18 protein-coding genes and 1 pseudogene are annotated in these 21,057 nt (G+C 61.9%); 8 read left to right on the top strand and 11 right to left on the bottom strand.

The genetic code is table 11. The features are described 5' to 3' along the window. Positions 1–26: 26 nt before the first annotated feature. Positions 27–743: a fimbria/pilus chaperone family protein gene (locus tag C9990_RS00985; protein ID WP_106802328.1), complete on the bottom strand. Its 717-nt coding sequence runs from the start codon at positions 741–743 to the stop codon at positions 27–29. Between the two features lie 100 nt (positions 744–843). Beyond that, entirely contained in the window at positions 844–1,500 is a 657-nt protein-coding gene (locus C9990_RS00980) for a DUF1120 domain-containing protein (protein ID WP_106802327.1), read from the bottom strand. A gap of 447 nt (positions 1,501–1,947) precedes the next feature. On the opposite strand from C9990_RS00980, the gene ppx reads away from it, so the two are divergent. Further along, positions 1,948–3,450 (top strand): exopolyphosphatase, encoded by a 1,503-nt coding sequence (gene ppx / locus C9990_RS00975; protein WP_065902379.1) that lies wholly within the window; start codon positions 1,948–1,950, stop codon positions 3,448–3,450. A 416-nt stretch (positions 3,451–3,866) separates the two neighbouring features. On the opposite strand, the gene ppk1 is transcribed toward ppx, so the two are convergent. Both ppk1 and hemB read right to left on the bottom strand, forming a co-directional pair. Continuing rightward, positions 3,867–6,089 carry a polyphosphate kinase 1 gene (gene ppk1 / locus C9990_RS00970; RefSeq protein ID WP_065902381.1) on the bottom strand — a complete coding sequence of 741 codons (2,223 nt, stop codon included), beginning with the start codon at positions 6,087–6,089 and terminating at the stop codon, positions 3,867–3,869. Between the two features lie 18 nt (positions 6,090–6,107). Continuing rightward, positions 6,108–7,121, bottom strand: coding sequence for a porphobilinogen synthase (hemB, locus tag C9990_RS00965; RefSeq protein ID WP_106802325.1), 1,014 nt, complete (start codon positions 7,119–7,121; stop codon positions 6,108–6,110). A gap of 207 nt (positions 7,122–7,328) precedes the next feature. On the opposite strand from hemB, the gene C9990_RS00960 reads away from it, so the two are divergent. Beyond that, positions 7,329–7,964 carry a DedA family protein gene (locus C9990_RS00960; RefSeq protein ID WP_106802324.1) on the top strand — a complete coding sequence of 212 codons (636 nt, stop codon included), beginning with the start codon at positions 7,329–7,331 and terminating at the stop codon, positions 7,962–7,964. On the opposite strand, the gene C9990_RS00955 is transcribed toward C9990_RS00960, so the two are convergent. Continuing rightward, a complete protein-coding gene (locus tag C9990_RS00955; protein ID WP_106802323.1) occupies positions 7,945–9,180 on the bottom strand; it encodes a sterol desaturase family protein in 1,236 nt (411 codons plus the stop codon). The two genes, C9990_RS00960 and C9990_RS00955, sit on opposite strands and share 20 nt — an antisense overlap. A 116-nt stretch (positions 9,181–9,296) precedes the next feature. On the opposite strand from C9990_RS00955, the gene elbB reads away from it, so the two are divergent. After that, complete coding sequence (gene elbB / locus C9990_RS00950) at positions 9,297–9,962, top strand: isoprenoid biosynthesis glyoxalase ElbB (protein ID WP_106802322.1); 666 nt, start codon at positions 9,297–9,299, stop codon at positions 9,960–9,962. 191 nt (positions 9,963–10,153) lie between these two features. Here elbB and C9990_RS00945 read toward each other — a convergent pair whose 3' ends face one another. Both C9990_RS00945 and C9990_RS00940 read right to left on the bottom strand, forming a co-directional pair. Further along, positions 10,154–10,609, bottom strand: coding sequence for a YaiI/YqxD family protein (locus tag C9990_RS00945; protein WP_065902390.1), 456 nt, complete (start codon positions 10,607–10,609; stop codon positions 10,154–10,156). A gap of 2 nt (positions 10,610–10,611) precedes the next feature. Continuing rightward, complete coding sequence (locus C9990_RS00940) at positions 10,612–12,507, bottom strand: FTR1 family protein (RefSeq protein ID WP_106802321.1); 1,896 nt, start codon at positions 12,505–12,507, stop codon at positions 10,612–10,614. Positions 12,508–12,775: 268 nt separating this feature from the next. Here C9990_RS00940 and C9990_RS00935 point away from each other — a divergent pair, with 268 nt between their 5' ends. Genes C9990_RS00935 through C9990_RS00920 form a run of 4 tightly spaced genes read left to right on the top strand, consistent with a single transcriptional unit; the run spans position 12,776 to position 15,919 of the window. Continuing rightward, on the top strand, positions 12,776–14,173 hold the full coding sequence (locus C9990_RS00935; RefSeq protein WP_065902394.1) for a COG3014 family protein: 1,398 nt from the start codon (positions 12,776–12,778) through the stop codon (positions 14,171–14,173). A gap of 10 nt (positions 14,174–14,183) precedes the next feature. After that, positions 14,184–14,555, top strand: a complete 372-nt coding sequence (locus tag C9990_RS00930) for a YcfL family protein (RefSeq protein WP_008439304.1) — start codon at positions 14,184–14,186, stop codon at positions 14,553–14,555. 29 nt (positions 14,556–14,584) lie between these two features. Continuing rightward, positions 14,585–15,172: a penicillin-binding protein activator LpoB gene (gene lpoB, locus C9990_RS00925; protein ID WP_015886479.1), complete on the top strand. Its 588-nt coding sequence runs from the start codon at positions 14,585–14,587 to the stop codon at positions 15,170–15,172. A gap of 3 nt (positions 15,173–15,175) precedes the next feature. Next, the gene (locus C9990_RS00920; protein WP_065902396.1) at positions 15,176–15,919 is read left to right on the top strand and encodes a penicillin-binding protein activator LpoB; all 744 of its coding nucleotides are present in this window, start codon (positions 15,176–15,178) and stop codon (positions 15,917–15,919) included. A gap of 141 nt (positions 15,920–16,060) precedes the next feature. On the opposite strand, the gene C9990_RS00915 is transcribed toward C9990_RS00920, so the two are convergent. The 3 genes from C9990_RS00915 to C9990_RS00905 form a co-directional block, all read right to left on the bottom strand. Continuing rightward, positions 16,061–16,693: a LysE family transporter gene (locus tag C9990_RS00915; RefSeq protein WP_106802320.1), complete on the bottom strand. Its 633-nt coding sequence runs from the start codon at positions 16,691–16,693 to the stop codon at positions 16,061–16,063. A gap of 90 nt (positions 16,694–16,783) precedes the next feature. Then, positions 16,784–17,356 carry a mechanosensitive ion channel family protein gene (locus C9990_RS00910; RefSeq protein WP_065902400.1) on the bottom strand — a complete coding sequence of 191 codons (573 nt, stop codon included), beginning with the start codon at positions 17,354–17,356 and terminating at the stop codon, positions 16,784–16,786. Then, positions 17,356–19,266 (bottom strand): ATP-binding cassette domain-containing protein, encoded by a 1,911-nt coding sequence (locus tag C9990_RS00905; protein ID WP_065902402.1) that lies wholly within the window; start codon positions 19,264–19,266, stop codon positions 17,356–17,358. The genes C9990_RS00910 and C9990_RS00905 overlap by 1 nt, the downstream gene beginning before the upstream one ends. A 50-nt stretch (positions 19,267–19,316) precedes the next feature. On the opposite strand from C9990_RS00905, the gene C9990_RS00900 reads away from it, so the two are divergent. Further along, positions 19,317–19,784 (top strand): TIGR02444 family protein, encoded by a 468-nt coding sequence (locus C9990_RS00900; protein WP_106802319.1) that lies wholly within the window; start codon positions 19,317–19,319, stop codon positions 19,782–19,784. 176 nt (positions 19,785–19,960) lie between these two features. On the opposite strand, the pseudogene C9990_RS00895 reads toward C9990_RS00900, so the two are convergent. Continuing rightward, positions 19,961–21,037 (bottom strand): annotated as a pseudogene (locus tag C9990_RS00895) (AlgP family protein); the annotation flags it as partial. Positions 21,038–21,057: the final 20 nt, after the last annotated feature.

Genomic DNA, 21,057 nt, shown 5'->3' with positions numbered 1-21,057 from the left:
TATTCGACTGGTTGTTCATCGGTCGATCAACCCTCGTCGGCATTGATCAGGGCCCGATAGCTATCCGCCGAAAACCCGTAGAGCGTGGCCGGCCTGATCTCGACGCCCGTCATGCCCTCCAGCGCGCCGTCGACCTGCACCGCAAGCGCTTCCCCCGGCAACACATAGGTGCGCGGCAAGGTGGCGAGCCCCCCTTGGGGCAGCAACTGCACCTGTGGCTCCAGGCGTACCACGTAGGCGCTGTCGTTGTGGACCGTGAGACTTTTGCCCGCACGCTTCCACTTCAGCAGTTCCCAGGGCGTGTCGTGCACAGGCAGATCCTTTGGGTGCAGGATCAGCGGTAAATTCTGCCGCAAGGTGATACCAATCGTCGCACCGCCTGGGCCGCGTGCCTGGGGGATGCCCTCGAAAGACACCCGCTTCAATCGCTGGGTCTTCAGGGGTTCCTTCAATGTGGCGATAAAACGTACCAACTGGGTTTCACCCGCCTCCACGCGTGTGATGGGCGGCGTCACGATCAACAGAGGCTCGACGTCTTCAGGCACATTTTCCACGACTGAGTGAAGTAGCGCCGGCCCAGGGTCGGTATTCTTGATATTTATCGTCGCTTCGCCCTGTGCTTCATAAAGCACAACGACGGTGGTTTCCGGCAACATGCCATCCGCGAGGGCAACACTGTTAAAACACAACAACAAACCTGCACAAAACAACCGCGCATTATTTATGACTGAAAGACTAAGCACCCAGTATTCCCCACGACATAAGTTGGCGATTGATAATCAGGCCCGGATAAAACAGCCGACAAGAAATACACACATTTCTGATCGGCTATCATTCAGTCGCTTAGATGTAACTCAACTCAAGTGTTGCGCGCCCATCAAGGGTAATGTCACGACTCAGGTCCAGGTCTTGCGCCCTGTTGATCACTGCGCGCACCGCAATGGTCCCGGTCAGCTGAGGAATCGAGGCCGGGGAAATCGCAGTGCCGCTGCGCCACGAGTATTGAGAGGGCGATTGGGCGACCTTACCGTCGCTGCTCTGCCAGCCACCGGAACCGACACGCATGATCGGAAACAGTGTCGCAGTGCTTGTCCTCAGATCCCTGAGGGTGACCGCAAAGCCGCCGGTGCGCCGACCAGACACCATGCCCAAGCCATAGTTATGCGTTTCGGTATAACCCGAACCCAATGCATTGAGGATCCCCGAGACCTTGCTGGCGGACTGCAGGTCGACAAATCTCAGTCCGAACGTCATGGGTGTGCTGCCGCAACTGACGCTCAGGGGCGTGGTTCGTTCGGCCAGGGGGTTGAAGGCGGTCTGCTGCAACGTGCCCGAGGGAATATCGCCGTAGTTGATAATCCCGCCACCGGTCATGCTGAGGTTGCAGGCGGTGGGCTTGATAGTGCCCCTGACAATCAGCTCGGCACTGGTGGACGCATGAACATTGAGGGCGCCAGCCATGCACGCGATACCAAGAGTCAATCCAACAATTTTTTTCATAATCGACCTGTCATCTAAAGTTAGGAGGCGCCTTTATTTGCGCTTGAATAAACAAGCCATAAATAAATAACACCACGGCAAGATTGCCGAGTGACAGTCTGTCGCTTTGATGCCCGAACAAAGAATAAGACGACACCGTGATTACTGTGGGAGTGATATAAACAAACTGTCGTCTGAGCGCGCCGCAACAGTAGTCCCGAACCACTTAACGAATAGAACCCTGACGTTTAATTTGTAGGCGAAATCATGATCAGCCGTCCAGAAGCACGAAGTTATATATTCCTACAGCTTCCAACGACTGTGCTAACAGTGGTGCGGAAAGTTTGACTACATTTCCTACAGTAATCGCCTACAGACGACCTGAGAGAAATTCCCGCAGCACTACGCGTTGGCGTTGGCGGTCGATCGTGGCACGATGGCAAGGTTATCGACCGAGACCCCCAAACCATGCCGCAATCCCAAGCCAAGAATCTGTCCCTGATCGCCGCCATCGACCTGGGCTCCAACAGCTTTCACATGGTCGTGGCCAAGGCCCAGAACGGCGAAATCCGCATCCTTGAGCGGCTCGGCGAGAAAGTGCAACTGGCCGCCGGGATCGACGACGAGCGCCAGCTCAATGAAGAATCCATGCAGCGCGGGCTCGATTGCCTCAAGCGTTTTGCCCAACTGATCAACGGCATGCCCCTGGGCGCCGTACGAATCGTCGGCACCAACGCCCTGCGCGAAGCACGCAACCGCGGCGAATTCATCCGCCGCGCCGAGGAAATCCTCGGGCATCCGGTGGAGGTCATCTCCGGCCGTGAAGAGGCGCGCCTGATCTACCTGGGTGTCTCGCACACGCTGGCCGACACACCGGGCAAGCGCCTGGTCGCGGACATCGGCGGCGGCAGTACCGAGTTCATCATCGGCCAACGCTTCGAACCACTGCTGCGCGAAAGCCTGCAGATGGGCTGCGTCAGCTTTACCCAACGCTATTTCAAGGACGGTAAGATCACCCCGGCACGCTACGCCCAGGCCTACACGGCGGCGCGCCTGGAGATCATGAGCATCGAACACGCCCTGCATCGCCTGACCTGGGATGAAGCCATCGGGTCGTCCGGCACCATCCGTGCCATCGGCCTGGCCTTGAAAGCCGGCGGCCATGGCACCGGCGAAGTCAACGCCGAAGGCCTGGCGTGGCTCAAGCGCAAGCTGTTCAAACTGGGCGATGCCGAGAAAATCGACTTCGACGGCATCAAGCCCGACCGTCGCGCCATCTTCCCGGCCGGCCTGGCGATCCTCGAAGCAATCTTCGACGCCCTCGAGCTGCAACGCATGGACCACTGCGACGGCGCCTTGCGCGAAGGCGTGCTCTACGACCTGCTGGGCCGTCACCACCATGAGGACGTGCGTGAGCGTACCCTCAGCTCGCTGATGGAGCGTTATCACGTCGACCTGGAGCAGGCCGCCCGTGTCGAGCGCAAAGCCTTGCACGCATTCGACCAGGTGGCCGAAGACTGGGACCTCGAGGACGGCGTATGGCGTGAGCTGCTGGGTTGGGCGGCCAAGGTGCATGAAGTGGGCCTCGATATCGCCCACTACCATTACCATAAGCACGGCGCCTACCTCATCGAGCACTCGGACCTCGCCGGGTTCTCCCGCGAGGACCAGCAAATGCTGGCGTTGCTGGTGCGCGGCCATCGCCGCAACATCCCCAAGGACAAGTTCGCCGAATTCGGCGACGAAGGCATCAAGCTGATCCGCCTGTGCGTGCTGCTGCGCTTTGCGATCCTGTTCCACCACATCCGCGGCACCCAGGAAATGCCCCAGGTGACCCTGCGCGCCAACGGCGAAAGCCTCGACGTGGTGTTCCCGAAAGGCTGGCTGGACGAGAACCAACTGACCCAGGCGGACTTCGCCCAGGAAGCGGAGTGGCTGACGCGGGTGGGGTTCAGCCTGAACCTGCGCTGACCTCGAAGCAGGCAGCTAGCGTGGCATGAGGGCTTGTTGTCTGTGCCAAGCGGGCCTTGTTGGAGTAGGCAGGCGTGTTGTCTGTGGCAGGTAGGCCTTGTGTGGGTGGAAAGCGAACTTCTTGTGGCGAGCGGGCTTGCCCCGCGTTGGGGCGCGAAGCGGCCCCATCAAGCCACCGAGGAGCGTCAGTCGGAGCGCATTGGCAGGTTTTGGGGCGGCTGCGCCACCCAACGCGGGGCAAGCCCGCTCACCACAAACAGCCCACTCCCCACAAACAGCCCGCTCGCCACAAAGAGCCCACTCCACACAAAAGACCGGGTCACCACAAAAAAGCCCGCTCGCCACAATAATTGGGCTACACCCAGCACAAAAAAACGGCCCTTAAAGGGCCGTTTTTCATGCTGCCAGGTAAAGCCTCAATTCACCGAGAGGATCGGGCTGCCCAACTTCTCCAGCAACGTCGCCTGCGCGCTGCGCGGGTTCTGGTTGCCGGTTGGCGTGTTGCGCACGTAGCGGCCATCCGATTGCAGGCTCCAGCTGTGGGTGTTGTCGGTGAGGTAGCTTTCCAGCTCCTTCTTGACCCGCATGATCAGCTTCTTGCCTTCTACCGGGAAACACGTCTCCACACGCTTGTCGAGGTTGCGCTCCATCCAGTCGGCGCTGGAGAGGAACATCTGCTCCTCGCCGCCGTTGAGGAAGTAGAACACGCGGGTGTGCTCCAGGAAGCGGCCGATGATCGAGCGCACATGGATGTTGTGCGAGACGCCGGCGATGCCCGGGCGCAGGCAGCACATGCCACGCACCACCAGGTCGATGCGCACGCCGGACTGGCTGGCCTTGTACAGTGCGCGGATGATCTTCGGATCGGTCAGCGAGTTGAACTTGGCAATGATGTGCGCCGGCTTGCCGTCGAGGGCGAACTGGGTCTCGCGGGCAATCATGTCGAGCATGCCCTTCTTGAGGGTGAACGGCGCGTGCAGCAGCTTCTTCATGCGCAACGTCTTGCCCATGCCGATCAACTGGCTGAACAACTTGCCGACGTCTTCGCACAAGGCGTCGTCGGAGGTCAGCAGGCTGTAGTCGGTGTAGAGCTTGGCGTTGCCGGCGTGATAGTTGCCGGTACCCAAGTGGGCGTAGCGCACGATCTCACCGGCTTCACGGCGCAGGATCAGCATCATCTTGGCGTGGGTCTTGAAGCCCACCACGCCGTAGATCACCACCGCGCCGGCGGCCTGCAGGCGGCTGGCCAGTTGCAGGTTGGATTCTTCGTCGAACCGCGCACGCAGCTCGATCACCGCGGTGACTTCCTTGCCGTTACGCGCTGCGTCGACCAACGCATCGACAATCTCCGAGTTGGCGCCGGAGCGGTACAGGGTCTGGCGTACGGCCAAGACATGCGGGTCCTTGGCGGCCTGGCGCAGCAGGTCGACCACCGGGGTGAAGGACTCGAAGGGGTGCAGCAGCAGGATGTCCTGCTTGCTGATCACGCTGAAAATGTTTTCGCTGTTTTGCAGCAGTTTCGGGATCTGCGGAGTGAACGGCGTGTATTGCAGCTCCGGATGGCTGTCCAGGCCGGTGATGCTGAACAGGCGCGTCAGGTTTACCGGACCGTTGACCTGATACAGCTCGGTCTCGCCCAGGTTGAACTGTTTGAGCAGGTAGTCCGACAGGTGCTTGGGGCAGGTGTCGGCCACTTCCAGGCGCACCGCGTCGCCGTAGCGCCGCGAGAACAGCTCGCCACGCAGGGCGCGCGCCAAGTCTTCGACGTCTTCGGAGTCCAGCGCCAGGTCGGCGTTACGGGTCAGGCGGAACTGGTAGCAGCCCTTGACCTTCATGCCCTGGAACAGGTCATCGGCGTGAGCGTGGATCATCGACGAAAGGAATACATAGTTATCGCCAGGCCCACCCACCTCTTCCGGTACCTTGATGATCCGTGGCAGCAAGCGCGGCGCCGGGATAATCGCCAGGCCCGAATCGCGACCGAAGGCGTCGATACCTTCGAGCTCGACGATGAAGTTCAGGCTCTTGTTCACCAGCAACGGGAACGGGTGCGTCGGGTCGAGGCCGATCGGGGTGATGATCGGCGCGATTTCGTCGCGGAAGTAACGGCGCACCCAGGTCTTGATCTTGGTGGTCCAGTGACGACGACGAATGAAGCGGACCTGATGTTTTTCCAGTTCCGGCAGCAGGATGTCGTTGAGGATCGCGTACTGGCGATCCACGTGGCCGTGCACCAGCTCGCTGATGCGCGCCAGCGCCTGGTGCGGCTGCAGGCCGTCGGCGCCGGCTTGTTCACGGGCGAAGGTGATCTGCTTCTTGAGGCCGGCGACGCGAATTTCGAAGAACTCGTCCAGGTTGCTGGAGAAAATCAGCAGGAATTTCAGCCGTTCCAGCAACGGGTAGGACTCATCCAGCGCCTGCTCCAGCACGCGGATATTGAATTGCAGTTGTGACAGCTCGCGGTGGATGTACAGGCTGCTGTCATCCAGGTTGGTCACCGCGACCACCGGCGCCGGCACAGGCGGCTCGGCCACCACGGCAGGCGCGGCCGGCTCCAGCTCCGGCGGGGTCTCGGTGACTTGTTCCACCACCGGGTGAGCGTCTTTTACGGCAACTTCGGAGAGTCCTTCGGTATTCATCGAGTGTTCCTGTGAGGGCTATTGTTGCTCTCTAAGCAATTGGGCAGCGCGGGCGGCGAAGTAGGTCAGGATGCCATCGGCGCCAGCACGTTTAAAGGCAGTCAGGGATTCAAGGATCACCCCTTCACTCAACCAGCCATTCTGGATCGCGGCCATGTGCATGGCGTATTCACCGCTGACCTGATAGACAAAGGTCGGCACTTTGAATTCCTCTTTGACCCGGTAAAGGATGTCCAGGTAAGGCATCCCGGGCTTGACCATCACCATGTCGGCACCTTCGGCCAGGTCAGCGGCCACCTCGTGCAGGGCTTCGTGGCTGTTGGCCGGGTCCATCTGGTACGAGGCCTTGTCGGCCTTGCCCAGGTTAAGCGCCGAGCCCACCGCATCGCGGAACGGGCCGTAATAGGCACTGGCATACTTGGCCGAGTAGGCCATGATCCGCACATTGACGTGGCCCGCCAGTTCCAGGGCTTCGCGAATCGCCTGGATGCGGCCGTCCATCATGTCTGACGGCGCCACCACCTGGGCGCCCGCTGCGGCGTGGGACAAGGCCTGCTTGACCAGCGCGTCGACGGTAATGTCGTTTTGAACATAGCCGTCTTCGTCGAGAATGCCATCCTGGCCGTGGGTGGTGAACGGGTCCAACGCCACGTCGGTGATCACCCCCAACTCCGGGAAACGCTCGCGCAGGGCGCGGGTGGCGCGCTGGGCGATGCCTTGCGGGTTCCAGGCTTCGGCAGCATCCAGCGACTTGAGCCCAGGCGGCGTGACCGGAAACAGCGCCATCGCCGGAATCCCCAGCTCAACCCAGTTCGCCGCCTCGATCAGCAACTGATCAATGGTCAAGCGCTCTACACCCGGCATCGACGCCACCGCTTCCCGACGATTGTCACCGTCCAGCACAAACACCGGCAGGATCAGATCATTCGTGGTCAGTACGTTTTCACGAACCAGACGACGAGAAAAATCATCACGGCGATTGCGGCGCAGGCGGGTGGCAGGGAACAGGCGATTGGCAGGGGTAAAGCTCACGACAGACTCCTGAGCCCGTGTTTACGGGCGAGCGTTGCAGTTATAAGCGGCCATTATGACGAAGGAATGACAGTTGTGCTTATCGATGCGACCTGTAGTCGCATTCGTCGTTTATGTAGGAATTGTTCACTTCGTGACACATCTCGATACTTTCATGAATGTTCGCGAAGGCGTAGGCTGCGCGTTCATTTCGCCAGCACCCAGACCATGCTTCAACAATTTCTGCATGACTTCGGCTACTTTGCCCTCTTCCTAGGCACGTTCTTCGAAGGCGAGACCATCCTGGTTCTCGCAGGCTTCCTGGCGTTCCGTGGATACATGGATATCAACCTGGTGGTCGTGGTTGCCTTCTGCGGCAGCTACGCCGGCGACCAGTTGTGGTATTTCCTTGGGCGCAAGCACGGCCGCAAACTGTTGGCGCGCAAGCCGCGCTGGCAATTGATGGGCGACAAGGCCCTGGAGCATATCCGCAAGCATCCGGATATCTGGGTGCTGAGCTTCCGTTTTGTCTACGGGTTGCGCACGGTGATGCCGGTGGCGATCGGTCTTTCGGGCTATCCGCCGGCGCGCTACTTGATCCTCAACGGCATCGGCGCCGCGATCTGGGCTGCCGCCCTGGGGGCTGCGGCCTACCACTTCGGCGCAGTGCTGGAAGGCATGCTCGGCAGCGTCAAGAAGTACGAGCTGTGGGTGCTGGGCGCCTTGCTGCTGCTGGGCTTCGGGCTGTGGCTACGCCGCCGCTTCAAGAACGCGCGGATTGCGCGCCAGGCGTGTGAGGATGCCAAGGCCCGGCTCGCCGCCGAGCCGGCCCCCGTCGAGACGCCTAAGACACCAGTCGAGTAAGCCGGCTCCTGCAGCAGTAGAGGCCGATCACGCTGAGCAGGCTGTAACTCGCCAGCCCCAGCCAGCCCAAGCTGCTGGCCGGCCATAGCCCGACCAACGGCGCCAGCCACACCAGTGGCACATTCAGCGCCAGGCGCACCAGCTCAGCCTTCAGCGCCCACGGGCGATTCTCCAAGGCAACGCCCAGGGTAAAGAGTCCCAACGCCATCGCGCCCCAGCCCAGCACCAGCGCCTGAGTGGGCAGCCCCTCGCCGAAATTCATCAAATAGCTGCCAAAACCCACATACGCCGCAAACTGCAGGGCGACGTATACCTGCTGGCGCGCGTCCAGCGGCACCTCGAATTTGCGGAACTGGGCGAGGTCCGGCTTGGCCAACGGATACTTCGCTTTCACATCCGCCGGCCGCCAGCCGGTGCGCATGAACCAGATACGCAGCTTGTCCCACACGCTCTCGGTGCGCCGCGCATCACTCCACAACTGTGCATAAAACTGCAGGTTGGCCCACAGCGGATTCCAGCTGGCCAGGGGTGTGGTGACGCCAAAGATCACCGGCTCGTTGTCGTCCTCTTCCTGAAAGCTGCCGAACAGCCGGTCCCAAATAATGAACACCCCGCCGTAGTTGCGATCCATGTAGAGAGCGTTCTGTGCATGGTGGGCCCGATGATTGGACGGCGTGACGAAGAACCATTCGAACCAGCCAAGCTTGGGCACATGGCGGGTGTGCACCCAGAATTGGTACAGCAGGTTGAGCGACGCCACGCTGATGAACACCACCAGCGGCACGCCGAGCACGGCCAGGGGGAGATAGAAGATCCAGCTCAGCAGAAAGCCGGTGCTGGTCTGGCGCAAGGCCGTGGTGAGGTTGTAGTCCTCGCTCTGGTGATGCACCGAATGCGCGGCCCAGAGGATGTTGCGCTCATGGCCGCAGCGGTGCAGCCAGTAGTAGCAGAAGTCGTAGAAGACGAAGGCGAATACCCAGGTCCAGACGCTGTGGGCCGACAGCTCGATCACGGCCAGGTGCTTGAGTGCAAACGCGTAGGTCAACAGCCCTACGCCCTTGGTGAGCAGGCCCGTGGTGGTGGATAGCACGCCGGTGCTGAGACTGTTGATGGCATCTGCCACACGGTAGTTGCGCTGCCCGCGCCAACGGTCGGCGAGCAGCTCCACCACGATCAAGGCAATGAAAAACGGTACCGCGTAAGGCACGAAGTCCATGGTCTGGTCCGGTCTATTTTTGTTACATCAAGATTAGGTGCAGCGGCGCGAGATCCCATTGGCAACAGATGACAAATTAGTAGACATTTAACGCCAAGACCCCAGGAGAAATGCCCATGAGCAAAAAGATTGCAGTGATCCTTTCCGGCTGCGGCGTGTATGACGGCGCAGAGATCCACGAAAGCGTGATCACCCTGCTGCGCCTGGACCAGCGCGGCGCTCAGGTCCAATGTTTTGCCCCGGATATTGCGCAACTGCATGTGATCAACCACCTCACCGGTGAAGAGATGCCCGAATCACGCAATGTACTGGTGGAATCTGCCCGTATCGCCCGGGGCGAGGTGAAGGACATTCGCGACGCCAACGCCGACGAGTTCGACGCGTTGATCGTGCCCGGCGGATTTGGCGCGGCGAAAAACCTGTCGAACTTTGCCGTCGAAGGCGCCGGTTGCAGCGTCAACCCACAGGTGCTGGAGCTGGCCGAAGCCTTTGCCGAAGCGGGCAAGCCGGTGGGGCTGATCTGCATCTCGCCTGCCCTGGCCGCGAAGATCTACGGCCCTGGCGTGACCTGCACCATCGGTAACGACGCCGACACCGCCGCCGCCCTCGACAAGATGGGCGCCACCCATCACGAATGCACGGTGGAAGACATCGTCGAGGACAAGGCGCGCAAGCTGGTGAGCACACCGGCGTACATGCTGGGCAAAAACATCAGCGAAGTGGCGTCAGGCATCAACAAACTGGTGGATCGCGTGCTGGAGTTGACGCACGAGAACGACTGACCCGTTAATTGTGGCAAGCAGCTCGTTGTCCGTGGCGAGCGGGCTTGCCCCGCGTTGGGGCGCGCAGCGGCCCCAGTGGGGCACCGCGGTCATTCAGCACAACGGGGTGACAGGTTTCAGGGCGGCTTCGCCACCCAACGCGGGGCAAGCCCGCTCGCCACAGAAAACAAGCCCGTTTGCCACAAGGGGCGTCAGGCCTGGCGCATCAGCCGCGTCAGGAGGCGATCCAGCGCATTGGCAAACGCCTGCTTGTCCTTCTCCCCGTGGGGCGGTGGACCGCCGCCCATCTGGCCTTGCTCACGCAGATCAGTGAACAGGTTCCGCACCGCCAAGCGTTCACTCATGTTCGCCGGGCTGAACTCCTTGCCGCGCGGGTCCAGAGCCGTGACGCCCTTTTTCACCAACCGGTCGGCCAGGGGCACATCGCTGCAGATCACCAGTTCACCGGGCACCGCGTGCTCCACCAGGTAATCATCGGCCGCGTCCGGGCCGCTGGGCACCACGATCAATTTCACGCAAGCAAAGCTCGGCTTGATCTGGCTCTGCCCGGCCACCAGCACCACCTCGAACTGACGCTTTAAAGCGAACTTCACCACCTGGTCCTTGGCCGCCCGCGGACAGGCATCTGCATCGATCCAGACACGCATGCCTATGCCACCACTCGGCGCTTTTCGGCCAGGCGGCTGCGGCCGTACAGCACCGCAATCGCCAGGATTGCCACGGCCTGCGCACCCAGCGAGTACGCATCGGCGTGGATGCCCAGCCAGTCAAAGTCAAAGAACGCCACCGGCCGCGTGCCGAAGATGCCCGCTTCCTGCAACGCCTTCACGCCGTGCCCGGCAAACACCACCGACAGCGCGCACAGCAGCGCCGCGTTGATACCGAAGAACAGCGCCAGCGGCAACTTGGCCGAGCCGCGCAGGATCACCCAGGCCAGGCCCACCAACAGCACCAGCGCCGTGGCGCCACCGGCCAGCACGGCGTTGTGCCCAGCCGGGCCGGCCTGCAGCCACAGGGTTTCGTAGAACAGGATCACTTCGAACAGCTCGCGGTACACCGAGAAGAACGCCAGCATCGCGAAGCCGAAACGCCCGCCACCGCCGACCAGGCTGCTCTTGATGTAGTCCTGCCAGGCCGCTGCGTGGCGCCGGTCGTGCATCCACACGCCGAGCCACAGCACCATCACGCTGGCAAACAGCGCCGTGCAGCCTTCAAGCAATTCACGCTGGGCGCCGCTCACGTCAATCACATACGCGGCCAGCGCCCAGGTGGCCAAGCCAGCCAACAGCGCCAGGCCCCAACCGACGTTGACGCTGCGCACCGCCGATTGCTGGCCGGTGTTACGCAGGAACGCGAGGATCGCGGCCAGCACCAGAATCGCTTCCAGCCCTTCACGCAGCAGGATCAGCAAACCGGAGATGTAGCTCAACGACCAACTCAGGCCATCGCTGCCGAGCAGACCGGCAGACTCCGTGAGCTTGCCCTTGGCCACGTCCAGGCGCTGTTGCACCTGCTCGATCGGCAAACCGTCCTGCAGCGACTGCCGATAGGCCATCAGGGCCTTCTCGGTGTCCTTGCGCACGTTGGCGTCGACGTTATCCAGCGAACTCTCCACCAGCTCGAAGCCTTCCAGGTACGCGGCTACCGACAGGTCGTAGGCCTGGTCATGGTCGCCGTTGCGGAAGGCAGCGAGGCTCTTGTCCAGGGTCGCGGCGGTGTAGTCGAGCAACTGCGCCGGGCCCCGCTTGACTTGCGGCGGCTGTGCACGCTGGGCGCGGAAGGTCGCGGCAGCGGCTGGGCCGTTGGCGGCCAGCACTTCATTGGGGGTCTGGCGGGCCAGGTCGGCAAGGTTGAACGGTTGCTCGGTTTTCGCCGCAGCCGGGTCGGCAGTGAATCCGGCGATGTAGGTGGCCAGGTCCCAGCGCTGGCGATCATCCAATTGGTCGGCGAAAGACGGCATATCCGTGCCTTCGACGCCCAGGCCGAGGGTGTTGTAGATCGCGTAGAGGCTCAGGCGATCCAGGCGCGCGGCATCGCGCAGGTTGGCCGGCGGTGGCGTCATGCCCACGCTGGCCGGGCCATCACCGGCGCCGGCCGTGCCATGGCACACCGAGCAATGCTGCGCGTACAGCGGTGCGCCGCGCGTGGGGTCGGGCGTGATCGCCGGCGCCTGGCTGACTTCATACGCCACCGCCAACTGGGCACCGAGCTGGCGCGCCTGGCGTGCAACTGCGCCGCCATCCTGGCGGGCGGTTACCGCGGCCAGGAGTTCATCGACACCCTTTACCAGCGCCGCGCGTTCCGGGCGCTGCGGCAACTCGGCGACCAGGCCCTGCAACACGCCGAGAAATTCCAGCTGCTCACTGTATTCGGACTCATCGATGACCTTGCCCGCCTCCACCGTCGGTGGGTAGTCGGCGCCAATGTAGTCCAGCAAATGCAGGGCCTGGGGGGCGCCCTCGGCAGTCGCGGCCAACAGGTTGAAGCTGCACGACATCAACGCCGGCAACAGCAGCCAGGCGAGAAAACGGAAGGGGGCAGTCATGAATGAATCTCAAAGGGAAATACGAAGTAACACATTGTTAAGCCTTAAAGGATTTGACTCAAGGCGTTAGTGGTTTGTCGTTTGCGAGGGCGGGAAATTTCAGCGGCGCAGTAGTGGCATCCGCGTCGACCCATTCAAAGCAAAAAGCCATTGTTTTGCCAGTAATGGCGCTTATAATGCCGCGCCCTGTTAGTGCGAAAGGGAATTTCGTTCCTCGTTTTTATGAGGAATCATCACATCAGCTGAACACTTTCAGGGAAGAAGTTGCATGGCATTTCGCGCCTTACCTCCGCTCGCGCTCGTGGCGGTTACCTTGCTGTCCGGTTGTTCGATGTTCCGCAGCTACGACACCGAGCTGCAAGCCACCAACCAGCAATTGGCCACTGGCAACGTCGACGGCGCCCTGACGCTGCTGGAAAAGAACAACAGCGGCGACGACAAGGACCTGCTGTATTTCTTCGAGAAAGGCGAGTTGCTGCGGGCCAAGGGCGACATCACCGGCAGCCAGACCGCCTGGCGCAGCGCCGACCTGCAAGTCTACAAGTGGGAAGAGTCGGTCAAGTTCGACAGCGAAAAGTACCTCTCCCAGTTCGGCAGCTTCCTGGTCAACGACAAGGTGCGTCGCTACGAAGGCTATGACTACGAAAAGGTCATGCTGACCACGCAGATGGCTCTGAACCTGCTGGCCCTGAACGACTTCGACGGCGCACGCACCGAAATCAAGAAGACCCACGAGCGCGAAGCCGTGATCGCCGACCTGCGCGACAAGGAATACCTCAAGCGTGAGGACGAAGCCCAGCGCGAAGGCGTGACCACCCAGATGAAAGACCTGCGCGGCTACCCGGTGGAGTCCCTCGACGCGCCGGAAGTGGTCGGCCTGAAAAACAGCTACCAGAGTGCGTTCAGCCATTACCTTGCCGGTTTCGTCTACGAAGCCCTGGGTGAAAAAGACCTGGCCGCGCCCGGCTATCGCAAGGCCGCCGAGCTGCGCCCCAACACCAAGCTGCTGGAACAAGCCTTGCTGGACCTGGACAAATCCAAAGTCGGCGCCGACGAAACCGACGTGCTGATCGTGGTCCAGAGCGGCCTGGCACCCGCGCGCGACTCGATTCGCCTGCCGCTGCCGATCCCGATCAACGGCAACCTGGTGATCACCCCGCTGTCGTTCCCGGTAATCAAGGCCGACACCTCCACGGCGACCTTCGCCCAGATCGGCATCGACGGCCAGCAGCAGAACCTCACCGCGCTCAACAGCACCACGGCCATGTCCCGCCGTGCGCTGCGCGATGACATGCCCGGCATTATCCTGCGCACCACCGTGCGGGCAGTCACCCGTGGCGTGGCGCAAAACAACCTGAACAAGACCAACCCGATGGCGGGCCTGGTGCTGGGTATCGCCTCGGCCGTGACCGAAGGCGCCGACACCCGCACCTGGCGCACCCTGCCGGACATGACCCAAGTCACTCGCCTGCGCCTCAAGCATGGCGAACACCAGGTCAGCCTGCCCAACGCCCTGGGCGGCACGCTGGTGACGGTCAAGGCCGACCAGCGCTACCAGGTGATCACGCTGCGCGTGGTCGGCAACCAGGTGTTCGCCGGCGGGCTTGCGGCCCATGTGGTGCCGAGCACGCCGCCCCAGGCCATTGCCACCCTCAAACAACCTTAAGGAGCACGCTATGCGTCATTTCATCCTCGGCGCCCTGGCGCTGGTCCTGCTCGCCGGCTGCGCCACCCCGCCGCCGCCGGAGCCTGGCAGCGCCGCGAGCAAAATCGTGGTAATGGGCAAGTTCAAGGGCATCGCCGTCGGCGCCATTCGCGTCGCGCGCGAGAATGGCTTCCTCACCGCCAAGGTGCAGTTGAGCAACATCACCAGCAGCAACCAGATGATGTATTACCGCTTCGCCTGGCTGGGCGCCGATGGCTTCCCGGTGGGCGACGAAGAAACCTGGAAAGTGCTGAACCTGTACGCCAACCAGGCAACCTTCCTGCCGGCCATCGCCAATCTGCCGCAAGCGGCGGACTTCCGTCTCGAAGTCAAAACCCCTTGAGCCGTCCACCCTTTTTGAGAGATTTCCCCATGTTTGCACGCTTCTCGATCCTCGCCGTGGTGGCCGTCCTGGCCAGCGGTTGCGCCAACACCTCGCCGGTACTGGGCGGCAAGAACATCAGCTACGGCGACACCAAGGCCGTGGAACTGGTGACCAACGAGTTCGGCTCCACCGACCTGCAGATGATCGCCGAAAGCATGACCCGCTCCCTGGCCCAGTCCGGCATCCTGCAGGGCCGCCCGGTGGTGCAGGTGTATGACGTGAAGAACAAGACCAGCGAATACATCGACACCCGCGAGATCACCACGTCGATCAAGACCCAGCTGATGAAAACCGGCACCGCGCGCTTCGCCAGCGACAACACCGACATGCAGAGCCAGGTCGACCAGCTCAAGCTGCAGAACCAGAGCGGCCTGTACAAGAAATCCACCGTGAGCAAGACCGGCAACATGGTCGCCGCCAAGTACCGCCTGGAAGGCTCGATCAGCTCCATCGTCAAGCGCAGCTCGGACTACAAGGACGTGTTCTACAAGTTCAGCCTGCAGCTGATCGACGTCGAGAGCGGCCTGGCCGAATGGATGGACGAAAAAGAAATCCGCAAGACTACGGAGCGCTAAGCAATGCGTGCATGGATCGGCATGATCGGCCTGCTGTGCGCCTTTGGCGCCTCGGCCGCCCCGAAGATCGCGGTGACCGACCTGGCCTATGAGGCGCGGGTCGAGGAATACATTCACCAGGTGTCGGCCAATAACAACTTCCAGGCCAGCGCTTACCACGCCAGCGGGTCCTCGAACTACAGCGAGTACGAAAGCCGTACCAGCTACATCGAGCAGACCGAGCTGCGCAAGTTCAGCGGTGATATCAAGGGCGAGATCCTCAAGTCCCGGCAGTTCCAGTTGGTGCAGGGCACGCCCTACACCGCTGACGCCAAGGGTGACGTCTACGACGTGATCAAGCGCATCAAGGCCGGTCACTTCAAGGGCGCGGACTATGTGCTGTTCGGCACGCTGTCGGACATCGACTTTACCCAGGACATCAACGCCCTGGACCACACCAACAGTTACTCGGCGGTGCTGGGCCTGACGCTGGTGGCGGATTTCAGCCTGATCAACACGCGCACCTACGAGATCACCTCGGCGTTCACCGCCATGGGCGAAGGCCAGGACACCAAGCTGGTCAACAACCGTGACGTACGCGTCAGCCTGAACCGACCACGCGTGGTTAAAGAGGTGTCGAAAGCCTTGGGTGAGGATGTTGCGCGGCAGCTGGCCGAACAATTGGGTGGTGGTTATCAGGAACAACCTGGGCAGCCGGCATTGCGCAATAACCTGCCACGGGATGAAGCGCCGAAGATCCTGCGCTGAATGAAAATCCCGCTACCGACATAAAACCAATGTGGGAGCGGGCTTGCTCGCGAATGCCGTGGATCAGTCAATACATCTGGTGACTGACACTGCGCATTCGCGAGCAAGACCGCTCCCACATTTTTTAACCGGTTTCGTCAGTTACGCCGTTGCGCGATGCAAGCTGGCGAGGAAACCCGCCGCGCCCACGAACAACCCGGCAAACGTGCGGTTCATGCGTTTCTGCTGCTTCGGTGTGCGCAACAGGCGCAACACTTTCGAGGCCAACCCGGTGTAGCCCGCCATCACGATCATGTCGACGCTGATCATGGTCGCGCCGAGGATCAGGTACTGGATCAGCAGCGGCGCCTGCGGGTTCACGAACTGCGGCAGTACCGCCAGCATGAACACCAAGGCCTTGGGGTTGCTGGCGTTGACCAGGAAACCACGGAACATCATCGCCATCGGCTTGCCGATCGGGCGTACCGTCGCGTCTTCGCTCATGTCCATGGGCAAGGCACGCCATTGCTTGATGGCCAGGTACACCAGGTAGGCCACGCCGAACCATTTGATCGCATAAAACGCGGTAGACGATGCCGCCAGAATCGCTCCCAGGCCACCCGCTACCACGGCAATCTGCATCGCCAGGCCCAGTTGCAGGCCGATGGCGTTCCAATAGCCGCGCAGGAAACCGTATTGCAGACCGCTGGACATCGACGCGATGGCACCGGCGCCGGGGGAAAGGGAGATGATCCAACTGGCCACGAAAAAGGCCAGCCATGTGTCGAGTGCCATTACACACCTCAGGGAAGAGTTAGCGGTTATGCCTAAAGCTAACTCCGCCGACCAAAGGCTGGCTATAGATTTTTTTACAAGATGTGAATACTAGCGATCGCCGGGGAACACGTGAGTCCCTGGCCAACGCCGCACCGAGCGCTGGAAGAACAGGCTGTTGGGCACCTGCACCATCGCGCTGTCAGTGCCGGCTTCTGCCACTTCGACCAGCGTGGTGTAGAGCAGGTTGATCGCCACCACCCGGCCCTTCACGCCGGGTTTGTCGACGGTATCCACCAGCTCGACGATATCACCGAGGCGAAACGGCCCGACGGTGAAGATCAGAATCGCGCACAGCAGGTTGGAGAGCACCGACCACATGGCGAAGAACGCCACCGCCGCCACCGCCACGAACCCCGACAGCGCGGTCCACAACACCGTGGCAGACACTCCCAGGCGGCCCAGCACGAAGATCAGCGCACTGCCCATGATCAGCCAGCGCAAGCCGCCGCGCAGCGGCATCAGCAATTGCGGCGGCAGCGGGTAGCGCTCGCCCAGGCGCGTCAGCCCCTTGGCGACAAAGCGCTGGGCGAGGTAGCCGGCCAGCAGGATCAACAGGATTTGCACACCGATCCACACGGGCTCGACCCATTGCGTCGGTATCGGCAGCTGCAACGCTTCCATCAGGACAGCGCCTCCAGCTCCGCCTGCAGGGTTTCCAGCAACTCGAGGGCTTCCATCCAGGTTTCCTCCAGCTGCCCTTCACGCACCTTGAGCTTGGCCTGTTCGGCAAGCAGGTCGCGCAGCTCATCCTTGCGCGCAGCCTCATACACGGCGCTGTCGCCCAGGCTGGTCTCGATCTTGGCCAGGCGCTCGTGCACCTTGCCCAACTCGGCTTCCAGCTTGTCGGCTTCACGCTTGTGCGGCGCCAACTGTTGGCGCAACGCAGCAGCGGCCTGGCGTTGGGCTTTCTTGTCGGTCTTGTCCGGGTTGACCGGGGTGTTGCTGACCGGCGCGTTGCGCAGGCGGTAATCCGTCAGCCAGCGCGCGTAGTCGTCCAGGTCGCCGTCGAACTCTTCGACTTTGCCATCCGCCACCAGCAGGAAGTTGTCGGTGGTGCTCTTGAGCAAGTGGCGATCGTGAGACACCACCAATACCGCACCGCTGAACTCCTGCAAGGCCATGGTCAGCGCCAGGCGCATTTCCAGGTCCAGGTGGTTGGTCGGTTCGTCGAGCAGTAGCAGGTTCGGGCGATCCCAGGCGATCAAGGCCAGGGCCAGGCGGGCTTTTTCGCCGCCGGAGAAATTCAGCACCGGCTCATCGATGCGCGCGCCACGGAAGTCGAAACCGCCGAGAAAGTCGCGCAGGGTCTGCTCGCGCTCGGTCGGCGCCAGGCGCTGCAGGTGCAGCAACGGGCTGGCCTTGGAGTCGAGGGAGTCCAACTGATGCTGGGCGAAATAGCCCACTACCAGGTTCTCGCCACGGGTCAGGCGGCCGGCCAGGGGCTGCAACTCGCCGGACAGGTTCTTGATCAGCGTCGACTTGCCCGCACCGTTAGGCCCGAGCAAACCGATGCGTGCACCCGGCGTGAGCTGCAGCTTGACCTTCTCCAGGATGGTTTTGTCGCCATAACCCAGGCGTGCATCCGAAAGATCGAGCAGCGGGCTGGAGATTTTCACCGACTCACGGAACACGAAATCGAACGGCGAATCGACGTGGGCCGCCGACAGCTCTTCCATGCGCTCCAGGGCCTTGATCCGGCTCTGGGCCTGGCGGGCCTTGGTGGCCTGGGCCTTGAACCGGGCGATGTAGCTTTCCATGTGCGCACGTTGCGCCTGTTGCTTCTCGTAGGCCTGTTGCTGCTGGGCCAGGCGTTCGGCGCGCGCGCGTTCAAACGCAGTGTAGCCGCCCCGGTAGAGGGTGATTTTCTTCTGTTCGACGTGGGCGATATTGTCGACCACGGCATCAAGGAAATCCCGGTCGTGGGAAATCAGCAGCAAGGTGCCTGGGTAGCTCTTGAGGAAGTCTTCCAGCCACAGGATCGCATCGAGGTCCAAGTGGTTGGTCGGTTCATCGAGCAGCAACAGGTCCGAGGGGCACATCAGCGCCTGGGCCAGGTTCAGGCGCATGCGCCAGCCGCCGGAGAAGTCGGCGACCGGGCGGTCCATCTGTTCGTTGGTGAAACCCAGCCCGGCGAGCATCTTGCGGGCGCGGGCGTCGGCCGTGTAGCCGTCGGCGCTGTCGAGTTCCGAGTGCAGGCGGGCCTGGGCCGCGCCGTCCTGGGCTTTCTCGGCCTCGGCCAGGTCGTGTTGCACCTGGCGCAGGCGCAGGTCGCCATCGAGCACGTAGTCGATCGCGATGCGGTCCAGGGTGTCGATCTCCTGGCGCATGTGGGCGATGCGCCAGTCAGCCGGTAGCAGGCAGTCCCCGGAATCCGGGGTCAGCTCACCCAGCAACAAGGCGAACAACGTGGATTTGCCGGCGCCGTTGGCACCGATCAGGCCGGCTTTGTGACCGGCGTGCAGGGTCAGCTCGGCGTCTTCAAGAAGACGTTGCGGGCCACGCTGTAATGTTAGGCTTTGAAGTCGGATCATAATGGCGGCGGAGTCTACCAGCTTCGTTGGCCGCTGGCTTGGGTGTGAATATGTGCGCTGACCTGTGGAGCTTTGCCCTCTCGACTTACGCCCGCCCAGGGTGCGAAGCCGCTTGCCTGCGCATGCAGGCGCAAGGTGCAGATGTGTGCCTGTTGCTCTGCGGCGCGTGGCTGGAACGGCGCGCTGTAGCGCCGACACCCGAACGTATCCAGGCGCTGAAACAGATTGCCGGGCCCTGGCAGGCACAGGTGGTCGGACCGTTACGGCACGTGCGCACACAATGGCGGGCCATGGCGCAGCAGGATGAGGCAGTAGCGGCGTTACGCGAACGGGTCAAGGCCCTGGAACTGGATGCCGAACGCTCGCTGCTCAAGCGCCTGGAAGCGCTGGCGCAAGCATGGCCGGGTGATGACGGGGCGGGGCAACCGCGATGGCTTGAAGGACTGGCGGCTGAGGATGCCGCCAACCTTGACCACAACGCGCTGCAGCAGCTGCGCGTCGCGGCCACCGGCGCTTAGGAAGCGCTGGTTGGGGTGGTGCTTGGCGCTACCGGTGCAGGAGTGCTGCTGGTCGGTGCGGTTGGAGCGCTGGACGCTGCGGTAGCAGCAGGTGCTGCCGGGGTCGCTGGCTTTGCCGGAGCTGGCTTGGCTGCAGCGGGTTTAGCAGCTGGCTTAGCGGCTGGCTTTGCAGCAGCAGGTTTAGCAGCTGGCTTAGCGGCTGGCTTTGCAGCAGCAGGTTTAGCAGCTGGCTTGGCGGCTGGTTTTGCAGCAGCAGGTTTGGCAGCTGGCTTGGCGGCTGGTTTTGCAGCAGCAGTTTTGGCAGCTGGCTTGGCGGCTGGTTTTGCAGCAGCAGTTTTGGCAGCTGGCTTGGCGGCTGGTTTTGCAGCAGCAGTTTTGGCAGCTGGCTTGGCGGCTGGTTTTGCAGCAGCAGTTTTAGCAGCTGGTTTGGCGGCTGGTTTCGCAGCAGCGGTTTTAGCAGCTGGCTTGGCGGCTGGTTTTGCAGCAGCAGTTTTGGCAGCTGGCTTGGCGGCTGGTTTTGCAGCAGCGGTTTTAGCAGCTGGCTTGGCGGCTGGTTTCGCAGCAGCAGTTTTAGCAGCTGGCTTGGCGGCTGGTTTCGCAGCAGCAGTTTTAGCAGCTGGCTTGGCGGCTGGTTTTGCAGCAGCGGTTTTAGCAGCTGGCTTGGCGGCTGGTTTTGCAGCAGCAGTTTTAGCAGCTGGTTTGGCGGCTGGTTTTGCAGCAGCAGTTTTGGCAGCTGGCTTGGCGGCTGATTTTGCAGCAGCGGTTTTAGCAGCTGGCTTGGCCGCTGGTTTCGCAGCAACAGCCTTGCTTGCCGGCTTTTTCGCCGAGCTGGCGGCAACGGCTTTTGCAGGGGTACGAGCGCCCAGCACTTTAGCCACGGCTTCCTTCACACGACCAACGCCCTGGGCCAGTTTCAGGCTTTCCTGAGCATCTTTTTTGAGTTGGGAAATGTAAGTGCGGGTTTCAGCTTGGCGATCCTTGAGGGCGTCCAGCAAGTCCTCAAGTTCTTTGACAGCGTCTTTGGCTTTGGCTTGTGCCTTGGCCTTGCCGGCAGTCGCGGCGTCTTGCAGTTTGGTGCGGGATTTGTGCAGCTTTTCTTGCGCTTTACCGCGTTGTTTTTCCAGCTTGGCGAGCAGCTTTTCTGCATCGGCCAACGCTTGGGAACAGGCGCTTTCCAGGTGTTCGAGCAAGCTGCCCGAAAGTTGTTGGAGTAAATGCAACGGGGTATTAACAGGCTTCTGTTTGGCCGACATGGTTTACCTCCTGGCTGACG

Origin of the sequence: Pseudomonas sp. S5D5 (assembly GCF_003013355.1) — a bacterium.
Classification (GTDB): Bacteria; Pseudomonadota; Gammaproteobacteria; order Pseudomonadales; family Pseudomonadaceae; genus Aquipseudomonas; species Aquipseudomonas aylmerensis.
This window is presented reverse-complemented; position numbering and strand designations above follow the sequence as displayed.

What these genes read in the sequence shown, in the direction of transcription:
- ppx (WP_065902379.1), top strand. Translation starts at nt 1,948, where the DNA reads ATGCCGCAATCCCAAGCCAAGAATCTGTCCCTGATCGCCGCCATCGAC.
- C9990_RS00900 (WP_106802319.1), top strand. Translation starts at nt 19,317, where the DNA reads ATGTGCGCTGACCTGTGGAGCTTTGCCCTCTCGACTTACGCCCGCCCA.
- C9990_RS00930 (WP_008439304.1), top strand. Translation starts at nt 14,184, where the DNA reads ATGCGTCATTTCATCCTCGGCGCCCTGGCGCTGGTCCTGCTCGCCGGC.
- C9990_RS00905 (WP_065902402.1), bottom strand. Translation starts at nt 19,266, where the DNA reads ATGATCCGACTTCAAAGCCTAACATTACAGCGTGGCCCGCAACGTCTT.
- C9990_RS00955 (WP_106802323.1), bottom strand. Translation starts at nt 9,180, where the DNA reads ATGGACTTCGTGCCTTACGCGGTACCGTTTTTCATTGCCTTGATCGTG.
- C9990_RS00980 (WP_106802327.1), bottom strand. Translation starts at nt 1,500, where the DNA reads ATGAAAAAAATTGTTGGATTGACTCTTGGTATCGCGTGCATGGCTGGC.
- C9990_RS00920 (WP_065902396.1), top strand. Translation starts at nt 15,176, where the DNA reads ATGCGTGCATGGATCGGCATGATCGGCCTGCTGTGCGCCTTTGGCGCC.
- C9990_RS00935 (WP_065902394.1), top strand. Translation starts at nt 12,776, where the DNA reads ATGGCATTTCGCGCCTTACCTCCGCTCGCGCTCGTGGCGGTTACCTTG.
- C9990_RS00945 (WP_065902390.1), bottom strand. Translation starts at nt 10,609, where the DNA reads ATGCGTGTCTGGATCGATGCAGATGCCTGTCCGCGGGCGGCCAAGGAC.
- C9990_RS00940 (WP_106802321.1), bottom strand. Translation starts at nt 12,507, where the DNA reads ATGACTGCCCCCTTCCGTTTTCTCGCCTGGCTGCTGTTGCCGGCGTTG.
- elbB (WP_106802322.1), top strand. Translation starts at nt 9,297, where the DNA reads ATGAGCAAAAAGATTGCAGTGATCCTTTCCGGCTGCGGCGTGTATGAC.
- C9990_RS00960 (WP_106802324.1), top strand. Translation starts at nt 7,329, where the DNA reads ATGCTTCAACAATTTCTGCATGACTTCGGCTACTTTGCCCTCTTCCTA.
- lpoB (WP_015886479.1), top strand. Translation starts at nt 14,585, where the DNA reads ATGTTTGCACGCTTCTCGATCCTCGCCGTGGTGGCCGTCCTGGCCAGC.
- ppk1 (WP_065902381.1), bottom strand. Translation starts at nt 6,089, where the DNA reads ATGAATACCGAAGGACTCTCCGAAGTTGCCGTAAAAGACGCTCACCCG.
- C9990_RS00910 (WP_065902400.1), bottom strand. Translation starts at nt 17,356, where the DNA reads ATGGAAGCGTTGCAGCTGCCGATACCGACGCAATGGGTCGAGCCCGTG.
- C9990_RS00915 (WP_106802320.1), bottom strand. Translation starts at nt 16,693, where the DNA reads ATGGCACTCGACACATGGCTGGCCTTTTTCGTGGCCAGTTGGATCATC.